Here is a 19,096-nt window from a genome sequence, read left to right on the forward strand (position 1 = left end):
GAGGCAATTAGCCGCCGATGGTTGATTGAGTAAATTGAACCACTGTACCATAGGCAAAGATCTCAAGGAAGGTTTTGTCGCCTTCGACGATGCGGTCATGTTCGAAATGACAGTTGATCACTGCATTCGCTCCGTAGCTGTGGGCGGTTTCTTTTAAGCGATAGGTCACATCTGCCAACAGGTCGTTCAAATTCACAGATGTATCAAATAGATCTACTTCGATTTTGTCTGCCGCAAAGACGATATCCCGCACGACGTAAGGCCGATTCACGTTTCCTGTCGATAAAATGATTTCTTTAATGCGAGCAGCGCTGTTTGATGATTTGATGGTTTCCATAATAGATCCCTCTTTTCTTATTCTTTGCTTTTATTTTAAAGGTTTTTGCGGACAGATGCAAAATTTAAAAGTTTTTGAAGGAAGCTTGCGACTCACGCAAAAATGTGCTAATCTATTTCCAGAATTTAATTGACAAGCAGTCAAAGTGCTAAGTCTACTCGTTTTTATTGATTTTCGATCAATTTGACGGGTGGAGTGGGCACTTTTTTTATGTGAAAAAATAGGAGGAGCAAGCAACATGGCGAATATAACGCAAGAATTTGATACGATTGCCGCGATTTCCACCCCGCCAGGCGAAGGGGCCATCAGTATTGTGCGATTAAGCGGGGAAGAAGCGATCGCAATTGCGGATCGGATTTTTCAAGCAGGCACTAAAACCCTCGCCCAAGTCCCTAGTCATACGATCCATTATGGTCATATCGTGGACCCAGAAGAAAACCGTTTGATGGATGAAGTGATGCTATCAGTGATGAAAAAGCCGCGGACCTTTACCCGAGAAGATGTCGTCGAGATCAACTGCCACGGCGGGATTGTTGTCGTCAATCAACTCTTGCAGCTGGTTTTACGACAAGGCGCACGGTTGGCTGAGCCGGGAGAATTCACGAAGCGGGCCTTTTTAAACGGACGGGTTGACCTTTCTCAAGCCGAGGCGGTGATGGACCTGATTCGTGCCAAGACCGATAAGGCGATGAATCTCGCAGTCAATCAGCTGGATGGCAATCTTTCCCACTTGATTCGGATCTTACGCCAAGAGATCTTAGAGACGCTGGCGCAAGTTGAAGTGAATATCGATTACCCTGAATACGATGATGTGGAAGAATTGACGACCCGCTTATTGCTAGAAAAAGCCACGATGGTCAAAGGGCAGATCCAAGCCTTATTAGCGACTGCCCAACAAGGAAAAATTTTGCGAGAAGGTTTGAGTACCGCGATCATCGGTCGGCCGAATGTCGGTAAATCCAGCTTATTGAACCATTTATTAAGGGAAGAAAAAGCCATCGTGACAGACATTGCTGGTACGACTCGAGATGTCATTGAAGAGTATGTCAATGTTCGCGGGGTACCGTTGAAACTGATCGATACGGCTGGTATCCGCGAAACAGAAGATGTCGTTGAGAAAATCGGGGTCGAACGCAGCCGCAAAGCATTGGCAGAAGCGGAGTTGATTTTGCTGGTTCTCAACCAAAGCGAAGGATTGACCCAGGAAGACAAACAATTGCTGGAGCTGACTGCTGGCAGCCGTCGGATCATCTTATTGAATAAGACCGACCTTGAGCCAAAATTAGCACCCGCTGAGCTAGCGCAGTACGCAGCAGATGAACCGATTTTTTCTGTCTCTGTGTTGACCAACGAAGGCTTAGACCAACTGGAACAAGCCATTGCCGATCTATTCTTTGGGGGCAAGACCACCGATAAGGATGCTTCCTATCTTTCTAATACTCGCCACATTGCCTTATTAGAAAATGCCGTTCAGTCGTTGTCTGAGGTCATCCAAGGGATCGAAGCAGGAATGCCTGTCGACTTGGTTCAAATCGATATGACACGCTGCTGGGACTATCTAGGAGAAGTTGTCGGCGACAGTGTCCAAGATGAGTTGATCACCCAATTGTTCAGTCAGTTTTGTTTAGGAAAATAAAGAATGCGCCACTGGCGCAAAAAGGAGAACACCATGCAAGAATATCAAGCAGAAAGTTATGACGTGATCGTTGTTGGTGCCGGCCATGCCGGATCAGAAGCTGCCTTGGCAGCCAGCCGAATGGGAGCAAAAACCCTCTTGCTGACCATCAACTTAGACATGGTCGCATTCATGCCTTGTAATCCCTCCGTCGGCGGACCAGCAAAAGGCGTCGTGGTGCGCGAAATCGATGCTTTAGGCGGAGAAATGGGCAAAAATATCGACAAAACCTACATCCAAATGCGGATGCTCAATACAGGAAAAGGTCCCGCTGTGCGGGCCTTGCGGGCGCAAGCCGATAAACATGCTTATGCGGCTGAAATGAAACGAACGATCGAAAAAGAAGCCAATCTGACACTGCGCCAAGGAATCGTTGAAAAGCTGATCGTTGAAGAAGGCGAATGCCGTGGCGTCGTGACCTCTACAGGCGCTCGTTACCAAGCCCAAGCTGTAGTGATCACTGCGGGAACAGCGTTGCGAGGAGAGATCATCATTGGAGAGTTGAAGTATTCTTCTGGACCAAACAACTCCCAGCCATCGATTGGACTAGCCGATCATTTGAAAGAGCTTGGCCTAGAGATCGCTCGTTTTAAAACCGGTACACCACCGCGGGTGAAATCCAGCACCATCAACTATGAGGTAACGGAGATCCAGCCTGGCGATGAACAACCGAATCACTTTAGTTACAGCACACCCGATGAAGCCTACAATCAAAACCAAGAACCTTGCTGGTTGACCTATACGAACGAAGGGACGCACCAAATCATCAACCAGAATTTACACCGGGCGCCGATGTTTACAGGGATCGTCGAAGGAGTAGGTGCTCGTTATTGCCCATCTATCGAAGACAAAATCGTGCGTTTTGCAGACAAATCTCGTCACCAATTGTTCTTGGAACCAGAAGGGTTGAACACCGAAGAAGTGTATGTTCAAGGGCTTTCTACTTCTATGCCAGAAGATGTCCAAGTCCAAATGCTGCATTCCATCGCAGGTTTAGAAAAAGCGGAAATGATGCGGACGGGCTACGCCATTGAATATGATGTCGTGGTGCCTCATCAATTGCGTCCAACATTAGAAACCAAAGTCATCGAAAACCTCTTTACGGCAGGACAAACCAACGGAACCAGTGGCTATGAAGAAGCGGCCGGTCAAGGCTTGATCGCAGGCATCAATGCCGCTTTGAAAATTCAAAGCAAAGAGCCCTTCATTATGAAACGCAGCGACGGTTATATCGGTGTGATGATCGATGATTTGGTGACCAAAGGAACCAATGAACCTTACCGCTTATTGACCTCTCGTGCCGAATACCGCTTATTGCTGCGTCATGATAATGCGGATCTGCGTTTGACCGAAGTGGGACATCAAATCGGGCTCGTCCCAGAAGCACAATACGAAGCGTATGTAGCGAAAAAAGAAGCTGTTGAAGCAGAAATTAAACGTTTATCTAAGATCCGCATCAAACCAACGCCAGAAGTACAAGCGTATTTGACTGCTAAAGGGACGGCTACCTTGAAAGATGGCGTTTTAGCAAATGAATTCTTGCGTCGGCCTGAAGTGACGTATGCCGAAATGCTACAATTTATCGAAGCCAATGAAGCATTGAAGCCAAAAGAGATCGAACAAGTCGAGATCCAAATCAAATACGAAGGCTATATCAAAAAAGCTCTCGAAAAAGTGGAGAAACTCAAACGGATGGAAGCCAAACGCATTCCTGAAAACATCGACTATGCCGCTATCAATGGCTTGGCAACAGAAGCCAAACAAAAACTGCAAAAAATCCAACCCGAAACCATCGCCCAAGCGAGCCGTATCAGCGGAGTAAACCCAGCTGATATCAGTATTTTGATGGTGTATATCGAGCAAGGGAAGATTGCCAAGGTTAACTAATAAAAGCCAGGATTATAGCCTTTTGGTGTTTAACACCAAAAGGCTATAATTTGTTAAATGCTTATTCGTTAGAAAATTTTAAAATACTTCTAGAACATCGACAATCTAATTTGGACAAAAATAAAGAAGCTCTTTTCTAAAACGTAAATCATGAAAGTTACGGTCTAAGAAAAAGGGCTTCTTTATTTTCGAAAATGTTATTTGTTTAATAAGGTATCACAACGGCTGGGACACAAATCAACTAAAATTTTTATCGATATATTATGGTTAGCGACACCCAAAAGATAAAACAGGAAAAAGTTTTCTAGCTACATGACTTCTAAACCATAGCATTCAAGGATAACCAAAAAAGCTATATATCGAGTAAAGGTGCTTAGTGTACCTATCAGCCATTTTTGATAAAGTCTTTGAGAAAATGAAAAATCATATAAAAGGCGTATAAAACAAGAGGTATCACAACGACAATTATTAATAATCTAGTGTTAAGTTTCATTTTAATAAAAATAAAAAAGAAAATCTGAAGGGCTCCCACAATAAATGCAATATTCGATGCACCTTTTGCAGCATTTTTCTGAATTTTTATAGGTTTGTCGTTAAAAGTATTTCCAGCAATTAAACGGTACCATTTTCCCCGTCTAAATTGGATGCCTACGCTTATAAGTAGTATCCCTATAAGTAACATAAAAAGCATGTTATCACCTCTACTGAATTTATAATTGGATCACCTTATTTGCTAAATGATCAAAATTATACTCATGTGTAATTAAAAAGTGTATTTTGTCATGTTTAGTTTCGGAAAGGTATTCTAATAATTTTTTGATAGCTTTCTGATCCAAACCAGATGTAGGCTCATCTAAAATAATTACTTTCCTATCCCTTACAAAAGCTCTCAATAGATCAATTTTTTGTTTTTCCCCACCAGGTATACCTGGATATTTTTCTTGGTCAATTCTTCATCAACATTAAAAACGCTATGGGTTCAATATTGCGAATTTTTAAATCCTCTGTATAGATTTGCCAGTCTTTGTTAAAATTTTGAACCTATTTATACTTACTGAGCAATCTTGATACTCTCCCACCAGATTAATCAATGTGCCAACTGATGATCTTCCACTATTCAATAGTACCATCGAGCAAGGGAAAATTGCAAAAGCTTCAGAAAGGCTTGATATCAAGGTTTTTTTTCTTTTTTATTAAGAAGATAAAAAATTTCTTGGTTTTCAGTTGAACCATAAAAACATTCATTCGATTGCTTGAATTCTGTATTGAATTTGACAGAAAACTATATAATAAACCATCCCTATGAGACGAATCACATAGGGATGGTTTTGTTCAGAGTTTAAAGTTATTCCACTTTTTCAATCGTAGTGGTTCCCCAATTCATGATGTTGCTGAGATGGACATAGCCATCGTACAAATTCAAGAAAATCGAGAAGGCACAGACGATATAGATCAATACATAAAAATTATTGGCTTTTTTGTTACGCCATAAAACAAAGCCATCTAAGATCAGTCCTAAAGGAAAAAGAAAGGAGCCGATTCCAGCTAACAGTAGCAAGAGCAGACTTTCATCTTTATCTGCTGCCATCGTTCTTTGGAGTAACGACAATTTTTCTTTCTTGTCGTTGATTTCTTGATTGTTGGTTTCGATCCGCTCTTTTAAGGCTTCGTTCTCACGTAAAAGCTCATCGATCGAGACTTGGTAGAGATCGCTCAACAAAATCAAATTCTCAATATCTGGATAGCCGCGCCCATTTTCCCATTTTGAAATCGACTGGCGTGAAATCTGTAATTTTTCTGCGACTGCTGTTTGCGACAATCCTGAAGACTCGCGACAGCTTTTTAATTGTTCTGCTAAAGCCAATGTATGCTCCTATCTGCTATTTAACAACTAGCTTCCCATTTGAGATCGTGGTTACGACACTCCCATTGGTAGTGATTATACCTGCTTTTTGCTTAAACGTACAGGTGGCTTTGGTGGACGTGTGAGTTAATGAACTAGAAGTGATACTTCCTCTGTGAGCAACTAAACTTAAATTCGAAGTGCCTGTAAATTGATTGCGGCTATTGACCGTTACATTATAACTAGCGGTCCAATTACCTGCGGATGTTTTTGACACACGATACGTTCCCGCTGCCAGATTTGCTCGGAATGACGGCAATTTTTCAATGGTCAAAATCACCTCGTTGCCTTCTTCATCTACCGTGATCAGCTGCTCATAGGGACTATCTGATGCTAAGTCATAAACGAGTTCAGGTTCTTCCACTGTCTGGGCGGCAGCTGGGAGAGCAAAGAGGAAACAAAGAAAAATAAACGGCACAAAAAATAATTTTTTCACAAACACCACTCCTTGTACTTTTAATAATTCAAGTATACAAGGTTTATTTAGTTAAAGAAAGCACAAGCTAGTTTACAGAGGTAACGGATGGTTCACAACTGTTGCTAGATCAGCATTTCACAGGCTTATTTTTTAGGATGTCGAGAAATTTTAAAAGTGATGGTTCATTCAAAAGGTCTTCGTTTTTTAGGTTTCTGACAACGAACCGCTGCTTTTTAAAAGAAACGTCAAAGAAACGGTTGCTTTAGTTTTAATCAAACCTAGCTGTGAAAGGAAACAAAAAAGCGAAAGAGTAGGCAACGTTTCGCGCAGCTCAAACGACAAAGGTAAGACATCCTTCCGCTTTTTTGCAGCCAATTTTATTCTCTCAAATCAATATCCTTTTGATGGTCGCCGTCTTTCTTATAAACGTTCACCACGGATTCTTTGTTTTCGGCGATTTCTTTGGCACGGGCGATGGCATCTGCTTTCTTGTCGAAATGGTCACTGGCACGTTTCGCTCCTTTGGAACGGACTTGCCATTGGTCGTCTTCATACACAACTTCTACATCCGCATCCATTAATTTTTCCGCATTCTTATTGGTTTGATGGGCATCGTCTTTTTGCGGATTTTTCTCTTTCTGAAAAGCTTTCTTCTCCTCTTCATCTGCATTGTCATACCATTTTTCTGCTTGACTCGTGGCGATCGGGATTGCCCGATCATCCGAATAGCCATCGGCTAGCAGGGCATTGGCGATATCGATCGCTTTTTTACGAACTAAGGGGTCTAGATTCTTCATTGACGCAGGATAATCACGGACATTCCAAGGCATTCTTTGTTTCCTCCTTTTTCTTGATCCAAGGTCATTTTCTTAGGGGTTCCCTTTTACAGGTACTACCAGTTACTACTTATTAGTTTACCCCCTTCTATAAAAAAGGGAAATTATTTGATTTCTGGTCAAAAATGAGGGCACTTTCTTTTTTCATTTTCTAATAAACGTAGATTTATTTTTGTTAACAAAGCGTTATATTTCCCAAAAAAAAATGAATGGTTTAGAATTTTATTATAGAGAAAAGGAGGACGTAAGAATGAGTGAACCTATTTTGACTGATCCACGGGAACTTTATCACACGGGTAAATACAGCAAACAGGAACAAGATACGCCTGCTTTACAAGAAGAAATGCGACCAAAACCTGATTGTGGTGAAGAATCTTATGAGGGAAGTCAGCAGTTAGAAAACCGGCGAGTACTGATCACCGGTGGGGATTCTGGGATCGGACGAGCAGCAGCGATTGCCTTCGCCCGTGAAGGAGCAGACATTGCCCTACACTTTTTCCCAGGAGAAGAAGAAGATGCCGAAGAAGTTGCAGGGTACATCAAAGAAGCTGGGCGCAAAGTGATCTTGCTCCCCTATGACCTGCGAGACGAAGCGGCACCACAAGAGATCGTTGACAAAGCGGTGGCAGCATTAGGTGGGTTAGATACATTAGTATTGAACGCAGCACAGCAAATCACGCGGCCATCGATTGCAGAATTACCGATTGAACAAGTGAAAGATACCTTTATGGTAAACATTATCTCCATGTTTGCATTAGTCAAAGCTGCTGAGCCGCACTTACCGGCTGGAGGAGCGATCGTGACAACGACTTCTGTCCAAGCCTTTAGTCCAAGTGCCCATTTAATGGATTATGCGGCAACCAAATCGGCGATCGCCAGTTTTACAGTCAGCTTGGCGAAACAATTTGCTGAAAAAGGAATTCGCGTCAATGGGGTAGCCCCAGGACCGATCTGGACACCATTACAGTTAGATCATGGCCAACCGCAAGACCAGCTGCCTGAATTTGGTCAGCAAGCGTTACTTGAGCGGGCAGGACAACCAGCTGAGCTGGCACCTGTCTATGTCTTTTTAGCTTCGAATAAAGCTAGCTATGTGACAGCACAGATTTATGGTGTTACCGGCGGAGAAGCCATCAACTTGTAAGCTTATCGAAAATTGGAGAAAAAGGAGGAGGTGTCCTATGAGTAAAGGGTGGAAAATCGTATCAATCATCGTTTCGTTGATCTTTATCACTGTCTTATTACCAATCGTATTAATGAGTAATCCTTATATGCAGCTGCCATTTGGTTTGGACAGCAGAGGCAATGTCGTCACGTATTTCTTTGACAACTTGTTTATGCGTCAATATATGTTTTGGGTAGCTGTTGTCTTGATCGCCTTATTCTTGATTGTGATCTTAGTCGTGCTTTTTTATCCAAAAACCAAAACGACCTTTGTTTTGAAAGAGGATAAGGGCGCATTGACGATCGATAAGAAAGCAATCGAAGGACTTGTACGTACGAAAGTAAATGAAAAAGAATTTGTTGAAGGACCAAAAGTTCATGTCAAGGCGACCAAAAATCGAATTTTGATTAAAATCAAAGGACGCTTGAAACGGACGTCTGCCTTAGTCGGCAAAACCGAAAACTTAATGGCGGAAATCCAACAAGATGTCCAACGAGTGCTTGGTTCAAGTGAGAAAGTCAAAGTCGAAGTCAACTACGCGAATTTTGAACAAAATGAGACTCCGGAAAACCCGCGAGTAGAATAGGAGGGCTATGATGAACGAACTACAACAATACAAAATCCCATTGATTTTTGGAGCAATCGGCCTTGTTCTGGCTGTGTTGTTTGTAACGATCGGTTTTTTCAAAACATTGCTGATTCTACTCCTAACAGGTTTGGGTTTTGCGTTAGGATTGTATCTCCAACGTACCGGTATCATCGACGAATTTTTTAACCAACAATAACGCATTTTAATAGGAGGAATTTTTAATGAATAACGATAAAAACGAATTAAACAATGATAAAAAAGTCAGCGCACATCCAGATCCAGTGGTTCCTAACACCAATCATCAAGCAAATGAAAATGCGATTCCAATGACTGAAGCACCAGATCCAGTGGTACCAAATGCTGAAAAAGCAGTAGCAGGACAACAAAACGGACCAAAACCAGGGGATCATCCAGCACCAGGAAATCCAAATCCAGCAGGACATCATCCAGCACCGCCAAAACCTGGTCACAACGATTTTGAAGGACCAACTGGCGACGCACCTGTTCATGGTTCATTGACCTATGATGACAAAGTGATCCAAAAAATCATCGGGATCGCATTAGAACACGTGGATGGTCTGTTGACGGTCGATGGTGGTTTCTTCTCTAACATTGCGGAAAAATTAGTCAATACAGACAATGTGACTGCGGGTATCAATACCGAAGTAGGGAAAAAACAAGTAGCCGTTGATTTAGATATCGTGGTTGAATACGACCGCAACATCCCAGAAATCGCTGACCAAGTCAAAGAAGTCATCCAAAAAGAAGTAACGACAATGACCCAATTAGAAGTTATCGAAGTCAACATCAATGTTGTAGATGTAAAAACGATCGCTGAATACGAAGAGGAACAAGAAACGGTTCAAGACAAAGTATCGTCAGCTGCATCTAAAACCGGCGACTTTGCTTCACGTCAAACCAACAAAGCCAAACATGCGGCTTCCCGCGCGTCTGATCGTATCGAAGAATACAACGAGCCCCGGGTGAAATAAAAAAGTTTCATATGAAACAAAAACAAGCATTGATCCTGTGATCAATGCTTGTTTCTTTGAGAAAAAAGCTGACCAGGAGGGTTGGCAGCCTCGCTGGTCAAGGAAAAATGAAAAAAGTTTTTTGGATTGAAATGAGTATAATTCCTCTGCCTTAAACCAACCTTAAAGCCCCAGTTAAAAAATGGTAAATTCTCCTAGAAAGCAATGTCTGGCTATTGCATCACATTGCTTTTTGCGTTAAAGTAGGAACTAGTCTGTGAAACATTTTTCTGTTTCACAAAATAGAAAGGATTCGTTATGCTACCTGAAGAATTTCATGAAGAATTACGCAAAAACGGGATCGTTTTAACCGAAGAACAAATGGAAAAATTCGCTGTCTATTTCGAGCGTTTAGTCGAATGGAATCAGAAGATGAATCTAACCGCAATCACGGAAAAATCAGAAGTGTATTTGAAGCATTTCTACGATTCTGTTTCCTTAGCTTTTGAAACCGCCTTTGACCCGCAAAGTCATTTGTGTGATGTCGGTTCAGGTGCTGGCTTTCCAAGTATTCCACTAAAAATCGTGTTTCCTGAATTAGAAGTGACGATCGTCGACTCTTTAAATAAGCGCATCACCTTTTTACAAACCCTTGTGACGGATCTACAATTGGAAAATGTCCACTTGTACCATGACCGTGCAGAAACATTTGGTCAAAACCCGCAATTTCGTGGGCAATTCGATTATGTGACTGCTCGTGCGGTTGCCCGTTTGAATGTGTTAACGGAACTCTGTGTGCCATTGGTGAAAAAAGCAGGCTATTTTTATGCGCTCAAAGCTGCCAAAAGCGAGGAAGAACTGGTTGAAGCCAAACCAGCCATCTCACTCTTAGGCGGCAAATTTATTGAAGAAAAAAGCTTTACCTTACCGGTCAGCGGCGATGAACGCCATCTTTTGATCATTCAAAAGAAAAAAGAAACGCCAAAGAAATACCCCCGCAAACCGGGAATGCCAGCGAAACAACCAATCAAATAGGAGGAAAATCAATGGCCCGTATTATTTCTGTTGCAAACCAAAAAGGCGGCGTAGGCAAAACCACCACAACGGTGAACCTAGGTGCGTCCTTAGCATTTGTCGGCAAAAAAGTGTTACTCGTAGATATTGATGCCCAAGGCAACGCCACAAGCGGTGTCGGCATTCGCAAACCAGATGTGGAACAAGACATCTATGATGTATTAGTCAATGAAACACCGATCGTTGAAGCGATTTTACCTAGCAGTCGGGAAAACTTGGATATCGTTCCAGCGACGATCCAATTAGCTGGTGCGGAAATTGAATTGACCTCCATGATGGCACGGGAATCTCGATTGAAATCGGCTTTGAATGAGATCAAAGAACAATACGATTATATCTTTATCGATTGCCCGCCATCTTTAGGTCATTTGACGATCAATGCCTTTACCGCCAGTGATTCGATTTTGATCCCAGTCCAATGTGAGTACTATGCATTAGAAGGGCTGAGCCAACTATTGAATACCGTGCGTTTAGTACAAAAACATTTTAACCCTGAGTTAGAGATCGAAGGGGTCTTACTGACGATGTATGATGCCCGTACGAACTTAGGCGCGGAAGTCGTGGAAGAAGTCCGCCGCTATTTCCAAGAAAAAGTATATGAAACCATTATTCCGCGGAATATCCGGTTGTCTGAAGCACCTAGTCATGGATTGTCGATCATTGATTATGATCCACGCTCAAAAGGAGCCGAAGTCTATCAGACGTTAGCAAAGGAAGTGTTAGCCCGTGAAGAATAAAGGGAAAGGATTAGGGCGTGGGATCGATGCGTTGTTTCAAGACCTGCAAGGGTTAGAAGAAGTCGATATCAAGACAGAAAAAGTCGTTGAACTGCCTTTAAACGAATTAAGACCCAACCCTTATCAACCGCGAAAAACCTTTGATGAGCTTTCATTACAAGAACTGGCCAATTCGATCCAGCATTCAGGGGTCTTTCAACCGATCATCGTGCGGCAATCATCCGTCAAAGGCTATGAGATCATTGCGGGTGAACGCCGGTTTCGAGCATCCAAACTAGCTGGCAAGGAAACGATCCCAGCCATCATCCGCAATTTTGATGAAGAAGCGATGATGCAAGTCGCCGTTTTAGAAAACTTGCAGCGGGAAGATTTGAATCCTTTAGAAGAAGCAGAAGCTTATGACATGCTGATGAAAAACTTGAAATTGACCCAAGCACAAGTCGCTGAACGCTTAGGGAAAAGCCGCCCGTATATCGCCAATTATTTGCGGTTGCTGTCCTTGCCGAAACTCGTCAAAGAAATGGTTCAAGATGATCGTTTGTCTATGGGACAAGCCCGGACATTATTAGGGTTGAAAAATAAAGAACAGATCTTAAAATTAGCCAATCGTTGTGTCAAAGAAAATCTGACAGTCCGCCAATTAGAACAAATGGTCGCTGAGATGAACGACACGAAAAACGAAAAGAAAAAAGTTCCGCGTCTGATTCGGGAAAAACCGTACTATTTACGAGAAAGCGAAGAACGGTTGATGGATAAATTCGGCACGAATGTCGAGATCCGCGAAAAAGAAGGCAAAGGCAAAATCGAGATCGAATACCTGTCACAAAAAGATTTAACCCGTATTTTAGATTTATTGAACATTCAATTTGATGAAGCTTGAGGTGATAAAGATGTATGATCTTGGGGATATTGTCGAAATGAAAAAACCGCATGCCTGCAAAGCCAATCGTTGGGAAATCATCCGCATGGGGGCAGACATCAAAATAAAGTGTACGAATTGCGGCCACATCGTCATGATGACACGCCGAGAATTTGATAAAAAGATGAAGAAAATCCTAGAAAAAAAAGAGAAAGAGTGAAGTGAAGCATGGCGTTAACTGCCGGAATCGTTGGATTGCCAAATGTGGGCAAATCTACTTTATTTAATGCAATAACCAAAGCAGGAGCAGAAGCCGCAAACTATCCGTTTGCGACGATCGATCCGAATGTAGGAATGGTGGAAGTGCCAGATTGGCGCTTACAGCGTTTAACAGAATTAGTCCGTCCGAAAAAGACGGTCCCAACCACCTTTGAATTTACGGATATTGCTGGAATCGTCCGCGGTGCTAGCAAAGGGGAAGGATTAGGTAACCAATTTTTGAGCCATATCCGCCAAGTGGATGCGATCTGTCATGTCGTTCGTTGTTTCGACGACGACAACATCACCCACGTGGAAGGCCGCGTGGACCCATTAGCTGATATCGACACCATCAACTTGGAGTTGGTTTTAGCAGATTTAGAATCCGTCAACAAGCGCTATACTCGGGTCGCAAAAATTGCCAAAACCAAAGACAAAGATGCGGTTGCGGAATTGGCCGTTCTTGATAAAATCAAACCGGTCCTAGAAGAAGGGATCTCTGCTCGTTCGATCGAATTTACAGATGAAGAACAGCGCATCGTCAAAAGTTTGTTTTTACTAACGACCAAACCAGTCTTATACGTTGCCAACGTAGCAGAAGAAGACGTGGCAGACTATGAAACCAATGACTATGTCAACAAAGTGAAGGAATTTGCAGCGAGCGAAAATGCGGAAGTGATCGTCATCAGTGCTCGTGCCGAAGAAGAGATCGCTGAGCTGGAAGAAGAAGACAAAGCAGAGTTTTTAGAAGCATTAGGAATTGAAGAATCAGGGTTGGATCAATTGATTCGTGCCGCCTATGATTTATTGGGTTTAGCAACGTACTTTACCGCTGGTGAACAAGAAGTGCGTGCGTGGACGTTCCGCAAAGGCATCAAAGCACCGCAAGCAGCGGGGATCATCCATACGGACTTTGAGCGCGGCTTTATTCGTGCGGAAACTGTTTCCTTTGAAGATCTGAACCAATACGGCACGATGCAAGCGGCCAAAGAAGCCGGTCGGGTACGTTTGGAAGGAAAAGATTATGTCGTGCAAGATGGCGACGTGATGTTGTTCCGTTTTAACGTATAAAGGGCTTTCTTCCCAGTGAATTTGTGGTAAAATGTCCATTGTGAAGAAAACGCAGAAGGGAGAATCAATTCATGGAACCAGAAACTCTGCGAAATTATGTTTCCGAAAATCGTGAATTAGAACAACAATTAACAAAACGAAACCAACAATATATATTTGATTTAAAAAAATCGCTAGAGGCAGCCAATCTTTCTGAAGAAGAAAAAACGATTGCCTTGCATGAGATGCTGCCGGTCTTAGTCAAAGAACAAAAAGGCGGCAAAACAGCCCGCCAATTATTTGGTACAGTGTCTGAACGCACCGAAGCCATCATCAACAAACCCGTTGAGCAAAAAGAATCCGGCCCTTTCTTGATGTGGTTGGATAGCACCTTGCTGATTTTAGGGATTTTTGGCTTGATGTTAGGGGTTATGGGGATCTTTACTAGAGGACAAGCACAACCTTATGGCTTATTGACCCTCTTCTTGATGGCGATGCTTGCTGGTTGGGTCTTCTACTTGATGTACAAATACATGTATCAATATGAACGCCCAGGTGCCGATAAGAGCAAACGGCCGAAGATGTGGAAGATCATTTTGATTTTAGTCGCAGCCTTCATGCTATGGATCGTTGTGATTTCGCTTTCTGCGATGATCCAACCACCATTGAATCCACAAGTGGATCCTGTGATCGAAGCCTTGATCGGGGCAGTGGCATTAGCAGCGAAGTACTACTTGAAACGCAAATACAATATCATCAGCAGTATGTCTGTTCCTAGAGGCTGATGACTACACGTTGATCGTGCGCCTTCTTTTGTTAAAAAAGACCGCACGATCAGCGTGTTTTTTTAGAAAAAATGGCGAATTATGAGATTTGACCAAAGGTTTGAAGAGGATTATTAAGAAAGCTTTCCGAATGGTTGACTTATGAAAAAATCTTTGCTATTTTTTTTAAAATACCTAAAAACTTTAAGGAGTGGTTACAAAAATGTCCAACTGGGAAACCAAATTTGTAAAAAAAGGGTTAACGTTTGATGATGTCTTATTGATTCCGGCAGAAAGTCACGTCTTGCCAAATGACGTGGATATGAAAGTGCAGCTTGCCCCGAATATTACACTAAATATTCCAATCATAAGTGCCAGTATGGATACCGTAACTGATAGTAAAATGGCGATCTCAATGGCGCGTCAAGGCGGACTTGGCGTGATTCACAAAAACATGAGTATCGCAGCGCAAGCAGATGAAGTGCGCAAAGTAAAACGTTCTGAAAGCGGCGTGATCATCGATCCGTTTTTCTTAACACCAAGCCACTTAGTTGCTGATGCAGAACATTTGATGAGCAAGTACCGCATCAGCGGGGTACCGATCGTAGAAATGATGGAAAACCGCAAATTAGTCGGTATCATCACGAACCGCGACATGCGTTTTGTCACGGATTATACGATGCCGATCAATGATGTGATGACCAAAGACCAATTGATCACAGCACCTGTCGGTACGTCGTTGAAAGACGCTGAAAAAATCTTACAACAACACAAGATCGAAAAATTACCGATCGTTGATGAAGCAGGGATCTTAAGCGGTTTGATCACTATCAAAGATATTGAAAAAGTGATCGAATTCCCGAATGCAGCCAAAGACACGCATGGACGCCTATTAGTGGCAGCGGCAGTCGGCGTTACCAGCGATACCTTTGAGCGCGCACAAGCATTATTGGATGCAGGCGTGGACGCGATTGTTATTGATACTGCCCACGGACACAGTGCGGGTGTTTTACGCAAAATCTCTGAAATTCGTGCGCATTTCCCAGAAGCGACATTGATTGCTGGAAATGTTGCCACTGCAGAAGGCACGAAAGCATTGTATGATGCTGGTGTCGATGTCGTAAAAGTCGGGATCGGTCCAGGCTCGATCTGTACCACTCGGGTGGTAGCCGGTGTCGGAGTTCCTCAATTGACCGCGATCTATGATGCAGCCTCTGTGGCACGTCAATACGGAAAAGCAATCATTGCTGATGGTGGGATCAAATACTCTGGGGATATCGTCAAAGCTTTAGCAGCTGGCGGACATGCTGTAATGCTAGGTAGCATGTTGGCAGGAACCGATGAATCACCAGGTGAATTTGAAATCTACCAAGGCCGTCGCTTCAAAACGTACCGCGGAATGGGTTCACTGGGGGCAATGGAAAAAGGCTCCAGCGACCGTTACTTCCAAGGTGGCGTAAACGAAGCCAACAAATTGGTTCCAGAAGGCATTGAAGGGCGTGTCGCTTATAAAGGCAGCGTTTCTGATATCATCTTCCAAATGATCGGCGGGTTGAAATCAGGGATGGGTTATGTCGGTGCTGGCAATCTACAGCAATTACGTGATGAAGCACAATTCATCCAAATGAGCGGCAACGGACTAAAAGAATCACATCCCCACGATGTTCAAATCACGAAAGAAGCACCAAACTACTCTGTAAAATCATAAAATGTTTCACGTGAAAACCAACGCCCCCTCTGTTCAAAAGCGGACAGAGGGGATTATTTGTTCAAAAAAGGACGTCACTCTCAGCTATCTAGGCAAGAGTGGCGTCCTTTTCTTTAAAATCGCTGCTGGATGATCAGCAAATCGCTTTAGCAGCAGCTTATTCGTTTGATTTCAACGCATCGATCATGTTGACATGAGTCAGTTTTACATGGGTGACGTACATCACGATGATCGTAAAGAGAATCGTCATGCCGCCGGCTAAAGCATAAGCCGGCCAATTGATCACTAATGGAAAGACCATGTTTTCCATCGAAGCTTGGATCAAAATAAAGTCAGTCAAGAAGTAACCTACCACGTAGCCAGCGAGAATCCCAAATAACGTAAAGACGATATTTTCCCGTACGATGTACATGGTGACTTCTTTATTGTAAAACCCTAATACTTTAATAGTAGAAAGCTCGCGAATCCGCTCGGAAACATTGATGTTGGTCAAGTTATACAAGACGACAAAGGCTAATGCCCCTGATAGTACAACTAAGATCAAGACAATGGAGTTCAAGTTGCCCATCGAATCATCCTGCATTTTGATCTGAGTGGAAAGGAACGTCGTGTTTTTGACTTTGTCGGTATCTAACAAGGCTGTTGATAAAGCTTCCTCTTGTTTTTTCGTCATCGTCTTGCTTTTGACTAAGAACGCATTCGGTTCAAAGGCACTGTCGGTGATTTCTTCGTAAAGAGTCGGTGACAGATACAGAGAATTGCCTAAATAGTTTTCTGCGATGCCGCTGATAGGTACTTCAAAAGCTTCTTGATCGCTAGTATAGAAGGTCAATGTATCCCCAACCTGCAGATCATACAATTCTGCGTATTTCATAGTCAGTACGGCGCCTTCTGTTAATGGCAGCTTCTGCCCTTCCGTCGTTTTCAAATGGACATAGTCGGTAAAAGCTTCTTGATCTGCCGGAACCATCAAGGTCAAACTTTGTTTTCCTTGGTTAGCTGGTCGAATCTCGATCGTTTCATTGTAGACTAGCATCGAATGGGTCACAAGAGGATCGTCTGTTAAAACCGTTTCAGCGGCAGCAACGGTTTCTTCCTTCGCATCATTTAAGGTCACGACGGCTTGATAATCCGTAATGGGCCCAAATTGTTTCGCAGTCACAGCACTTAAGGAATCTTTCAACCCAACGCCTGCCACCATCAGTCCCGTACAGCCGGCGATGCCAATGATTGCCATGATCATTCGCGATTTGTAGCGGAAGATGTTACGGAAGCTGACTTTTTGATTGAAGCTTAAACGTGACCATAAGGGTGTAATGGCCTCTAATAAAATCCGTTTCCCAGGTTTTGGCGCCCGAACTTGCAGTAGCTGGGCAGGTTTTTCCCGCAATTCTTTGATCAAAACAAAGAGGCAAGCACCGAGCGTCGCCAGTAAAAAGGCGATCGCGGCCAAAATAATTGGCGACCAGACATAATAGACGCGAATCCCGTCTAAAAGATACCGTTCGCTGGATAGAAAATAAATCAAACGCGGCAACAGTTCCGTCCCTAATACGGCACCACTGATAATGCCAATGGCCGAAGACAGGAGGGCATAAATCAAATATTTAAGGGAGATCTCGACTTTGCCATAGCCCATCGCTTTTAAGGTACCGATCTCTTTGCGGTTTTCTTCTACCATCCGCGTCAGTGTCGTAAAGGTGATCAACGCAGCGATAAAGAAAAAGAAGACAGGGAACACATTGGCGATCGCTGCGATACGATCAGACAGCCCACCATACTCTTGGAAACCGGGGTTGTCTTTGCGTTGGTTGTAAAGATACGTAGGTTCTGCCAAGTCTTCGATCTCTGTACGTTTTTCTGCCAGTGTTTGTTGGGCATCGGTTAGTTCTTGTTGCTGTTCCTCTAATTGGGTTTGCTGCTGTGTCAACTCTTCTTCCCCAGCGGTCAATTGGCCTTCGAGGGCTGCTTGTTGTACGGGCGGCAGCTGTGCCAAGGCGGCTTGCTGTTGTTCTAGTTCCGCTTTGGCCTGATCCAGTTGGGCTTGTCCATCAGCTAACTGTTTTTGTCCATCACGGACTTCTTTTTCTGCAGGCGCTAATTCATCAAAAGCATCTTGCTGAATTTCTGCTAAGCGTTCTTTAGGGCGATCCGCAAACAGTTCCTCAATCGTTTCTTGATGGGCTGCCATCTTGTCGGTATACGCATCGGAGTATGTTTCAAGGCCTGCGACATCATCAATGGCGAGATAAAGGATCGATTTGACCTCCATCTTGAACTGTTCTTCCGGTACATAAGCAAAATACGTCACGACACCGCTGCCGACATTCGCATAGCCACGTTCGGCAGCACTGATATAAATGGGAGAGGTGGCGAACCCAACGATCGTATAGTCTTTGTCCGACAGATTATCGGCATCATCGATCGTAAAAGTATCCCCTATTTGCCAGCCATAATTTTTTGCTTCGGTGTCCAGCACGATTTCATCGGCTTTTTCTGGCAATCGGCCGTCCTTCACCAGTAGCTGGTTGAGTTCCTGCGAGGGATCATAAGAGGTCACTTGCACGACTTCATCTGAATTGGCAGCGTAATAAAATTGATAGGCGGCTTCTGTGTGCGCACCGCTTTTTTCCGCCGCATCAATGTCGTCCTCCGTCAATCCCAGCGTGGAAGTGACTTGCAGATCTGCTAAATGCTGACCGTTGACATATTCACTCGCGGAATGGTTCAGGATCGGTCCCGTCGCTTTGACACCGACAAAGAGAAACGTTCCTAAAAAAATGATCAAGGTGATTGCGATAAAGCGGCCTTTTGATTGGCGAATCTCCCGCAAACTTGCTTTAAGATAGGTTTTATTTTTCATCA

At 43.4% G+C, this 19,096-nt stretch carries 20 protein-coding genes; 13 read left to right on the top strand and 7 right to left on the bottom strand.

All coding sequences use genetic code 11. The annotated features are described in order from the left end of the window. Positions 1-7 precede the first annotated feature (7 nt). Positions 8-337: a heavy metal-binding domain-containing protein gene (locus tag IGJ05_RS11135; protein ID WP_016608917.1), complete on the bottom strand. Its 330-nt coding sequence runs from the start codon at positions 335-337 to the stop codon at positions 8-10. Positions 338-575: 238 nt separating this feature from the next. Between IGJ05_RS11135 and mnmE the strand changes: the two genes are divergently transcribed. After that, a complete protein-coding gene (gene mnmE, locus IGJ05_RS11140; protein WP_081116712.1) occupies positions 576-1,973 on the top strand; it encodes a tRNA uridine-5-carboxymethylaminomethyl(34) synthesis GTPase MnmE in 1,398 nt (465 codons plus the stop codon). Between the two features lie 33 nt (positions 1,974-2,006). Then, positions 2,007-3,899, top strand: a complete 1,893-nt coding sequence (gene mnmG / locus IGJ05_RS11145) for a tRNA uridine-5-carboxymethylaminomethyl(34) synthesis enzyme MnmG (RefSeq protein ID WP_081116713.1) — start codon at positions 2,007-2,009, stop codon at positions 3,897-3,899. 385 nt (positions 3,900-4,284) lie between these two features. Here the strand turns inward: mnmG and IGJ05_RS11150 are convergent, their stop codons facing one another. From IGJ05_RS11150 to IGJ05_RS11170, 5 genes are all read right to left on the bottom strand, one after another. Beyond that, positions 4,285-4,590, bottom strand: coding sequence for a hypothetical protein (locus IGJ05_RS11150; RefSeq protein ID WP_081116714.1), 306 nt, complete (start codon positions 4,588-4,590; stop codon positions 4,285-4,287). Between the two features lie 19 nt (positions 4,591-4,609). Continuing rightward, positions 4,610-4,849, bottom strand: coding sequence for an ATP-binding cassette domain-containing protein (locus IGJ05_RS11155; RefSeq protein WP_143348747.1), 240 nt, complete (start codon positions 4,847-4,849; stop codon positions 4,610-4,612). A gap of 395 nt (positions 4,850-5,244) precedes the next feature. Further along, positions 5,245-5,763, bottom strand: coding sequence for a helix-turn-helix domain-containing protein (locus IGJ05_RS11160; protein ID WP_005226263.1), 519 nt, complete (start codon positions 5,761-5,763; stop codon positions 5,245-5,247). Between the two features lie 16 nt (positions 5,764-5,779). After that, on the bottom strand, positions 5,780-6,247 hold the full coding sequence (locus IGJ05_RS11165) for a DUF5626 family protein (RefSeq protein WP_005226262.1): 468 nt from the start codon (positions 6,245-6,247) through the stop codon (positions 5,780-5,782). A 350-nt stretch (positions 6,248-6,597) separates the two neighbouring features. Then, a complete protein-coding gene (locus tag IGJ05_RS11170) occupies positions 6,598-7,050 on the bottom strand; it encodes a DUF2188 domain-containing protein (protein WP_151196092.1) in 453 nt (150 codons plus the stop codon). Between the two features lie 256 nt (positions 7,051-7,306). Here IGJ05_RS11170 and IGJ05_RS11175 point away from each other — a divergent pair, with 256 nt between their 5' ends. The 11 genes from IGJ05_RS11175 (at position 7,307) to guaB (ending at position 16,231) form a co-directional block, all read left to right on the top strand. Next, complete coding sequence (locus IGJ05_RS11175) at positions 7,307-8,200, top strand: SDR family oxidoreductase (RefSeq protein WP_005226260.1); 894 nt, start codon at positions 7,307-7,309, stop codon at positions 8,198-8,200. 37 nt (positions 8,201-8,237) lie between these two features. After that, complete coding sequence (gene amaP, locus IGJ05_RS11180; protein WP_005226259.1) at positions 8,238-8,807, top strand: alkaline shock response membrane anchor protein AmaP; 570 nt, start codon at positions 8,238-8,240, stop codon at positions 8,805-8,807. Between the two features lie 7 nt (positions 8,808-8,814). Then, positions 8,815-9,006 (top strand): DUF2273 domain-containing protein, encoded by a 192-nt coding sequence (locus tag IGJ05_RS11185; RefSeq protein ID WP_005226258.1) that lies wholly within the window; start codon positions 8,815-8,817, stop codon positions 9,004-9,006. A 25-nt stretch (positions 9,007-9,031) separates the two neighbouring features. Next, on the top strand, positions 9,032-9,802 hold the full coding sequence (locus IGJ05_RS11190; RefSeq protein WP_010748461.1) for an Asp23/Gls24 family envelope stress response protein: 771 nt from the start codon (positions 9,032-9,034) through the stop codon (positions 9,800-9,802). 297 nt (positions 9,803-10,099) lie between these two features. Continuing rightward, positions 10,100-10,816, top strand: a complete 717-nt coding sequence (gene rsmG / locus IGJ05_RS11195) for a 16S rRNA (guanine(527)-N(7))-methyltransferase RsmG (RefSeq protein WP_005226256.1) — start codon at positions 10,100-10,102, stop codon at positions 10,814-10,816. A gap of 11 nt (positions 10,817-10,827) precedes the next feature. Continuing rightward, a complete protein-coding gene (locus tag IGJ05_RS11200; protein ID WP_005226255.1) occupies positions 10,828-11,592 on the top strand; it encodes a ParA family protein in 765 nt (254 codons plus the stop codon). Continuing rightward, entirely contained in the window at positions 11,582-12,472 is an 891-nt protein-coding gene (locus IGJ05_RS11205; RefSeq protein ID WP_005226254.1) for a ParB/RepB/Spo0J family partition protein, read from the top strand. Before IGJ05_RS11200 ends, IGJ05_RS11205 begins: the two co-directional genes overlap by 11 nt. 10 nt (positions 12,473-12,482) lie before the next feature. Further along, on the top strand, positions 12,483-12,671 hold the full coding sequence (locus tag IGJ05_RS11210) for a DUF951 domain-containing protein (protein ID WP_005226253.1): 189 nt from the start codon (positions 12,483-12,485) through the stop codon (positions 12,669-12,671). 8 nt (positions 12,672-12,679) lie between these two features. Beyond that, a complete protein-coding gene (gene ychF, locus IGJ05_RS11215) occupies positions 12,680-13,780 on the top strand; it encodes a redox-regulated ATPase YchF (protein ID WP_005226252.1) in 1,101 nt (366 codons plus the stop codon). 71 nt (positions 13,781-13,851) lie between these two features. Beyond that, the gene (locus IGJ05_RS11220) at positions 13,852-14,544 is read left to right on the top strand and encodes a DUF1129 domain-containing protein (RefSeq protein ID WP_010748460.1); all 693 of its coding nucleotides are present in this window, start codon (positions 13,852-13,854) and stop codon (positions 14,542-14,544) included. A gap of 202 nt (positions 14,545-14,746) precedes the next feature. Next, on the top strand, positions 14,747-16,231 hold the full coding sequence (guaB, locus tag IGJ05_RS11225; protein ID WP_438725202.1) for an IMP dehydrogenase: 1,485 nt from the start codon (positions 14,747-14,749) through the stop codon (positions 16,229-16,231). Between the two features lie 157 nt (positions 16,232-16,388). Here the strand turns inward: guaB and IGJ05_RS11230 are convergent, their stop codons facing one another. Then, on the bottom strand, positions 16,389-19,094 hold the full coding sequence (locus tag IGJ05_RS11230) for an ABC transporter permease (protein ID WP_266166303.1): 2,706 nt from the start codon (positions 19,092-19,094) through the stop codon (positions 16,389-16,391). Between the last annotated feature and the right edge of the window lie 2 nt (positions 19,095-19,096).

Origin of the sequence: Enterococcus sp. AZ167 (assembly GCF_051714025.1) — a bacterium.
Taxonomy (GTDB): domain Bacteria; phylum Bacillota; class Bacilli; order Lactobacillales; family Enterococcaceae; genus Enterococcus_D; species Enterococcus_D casseliflavus.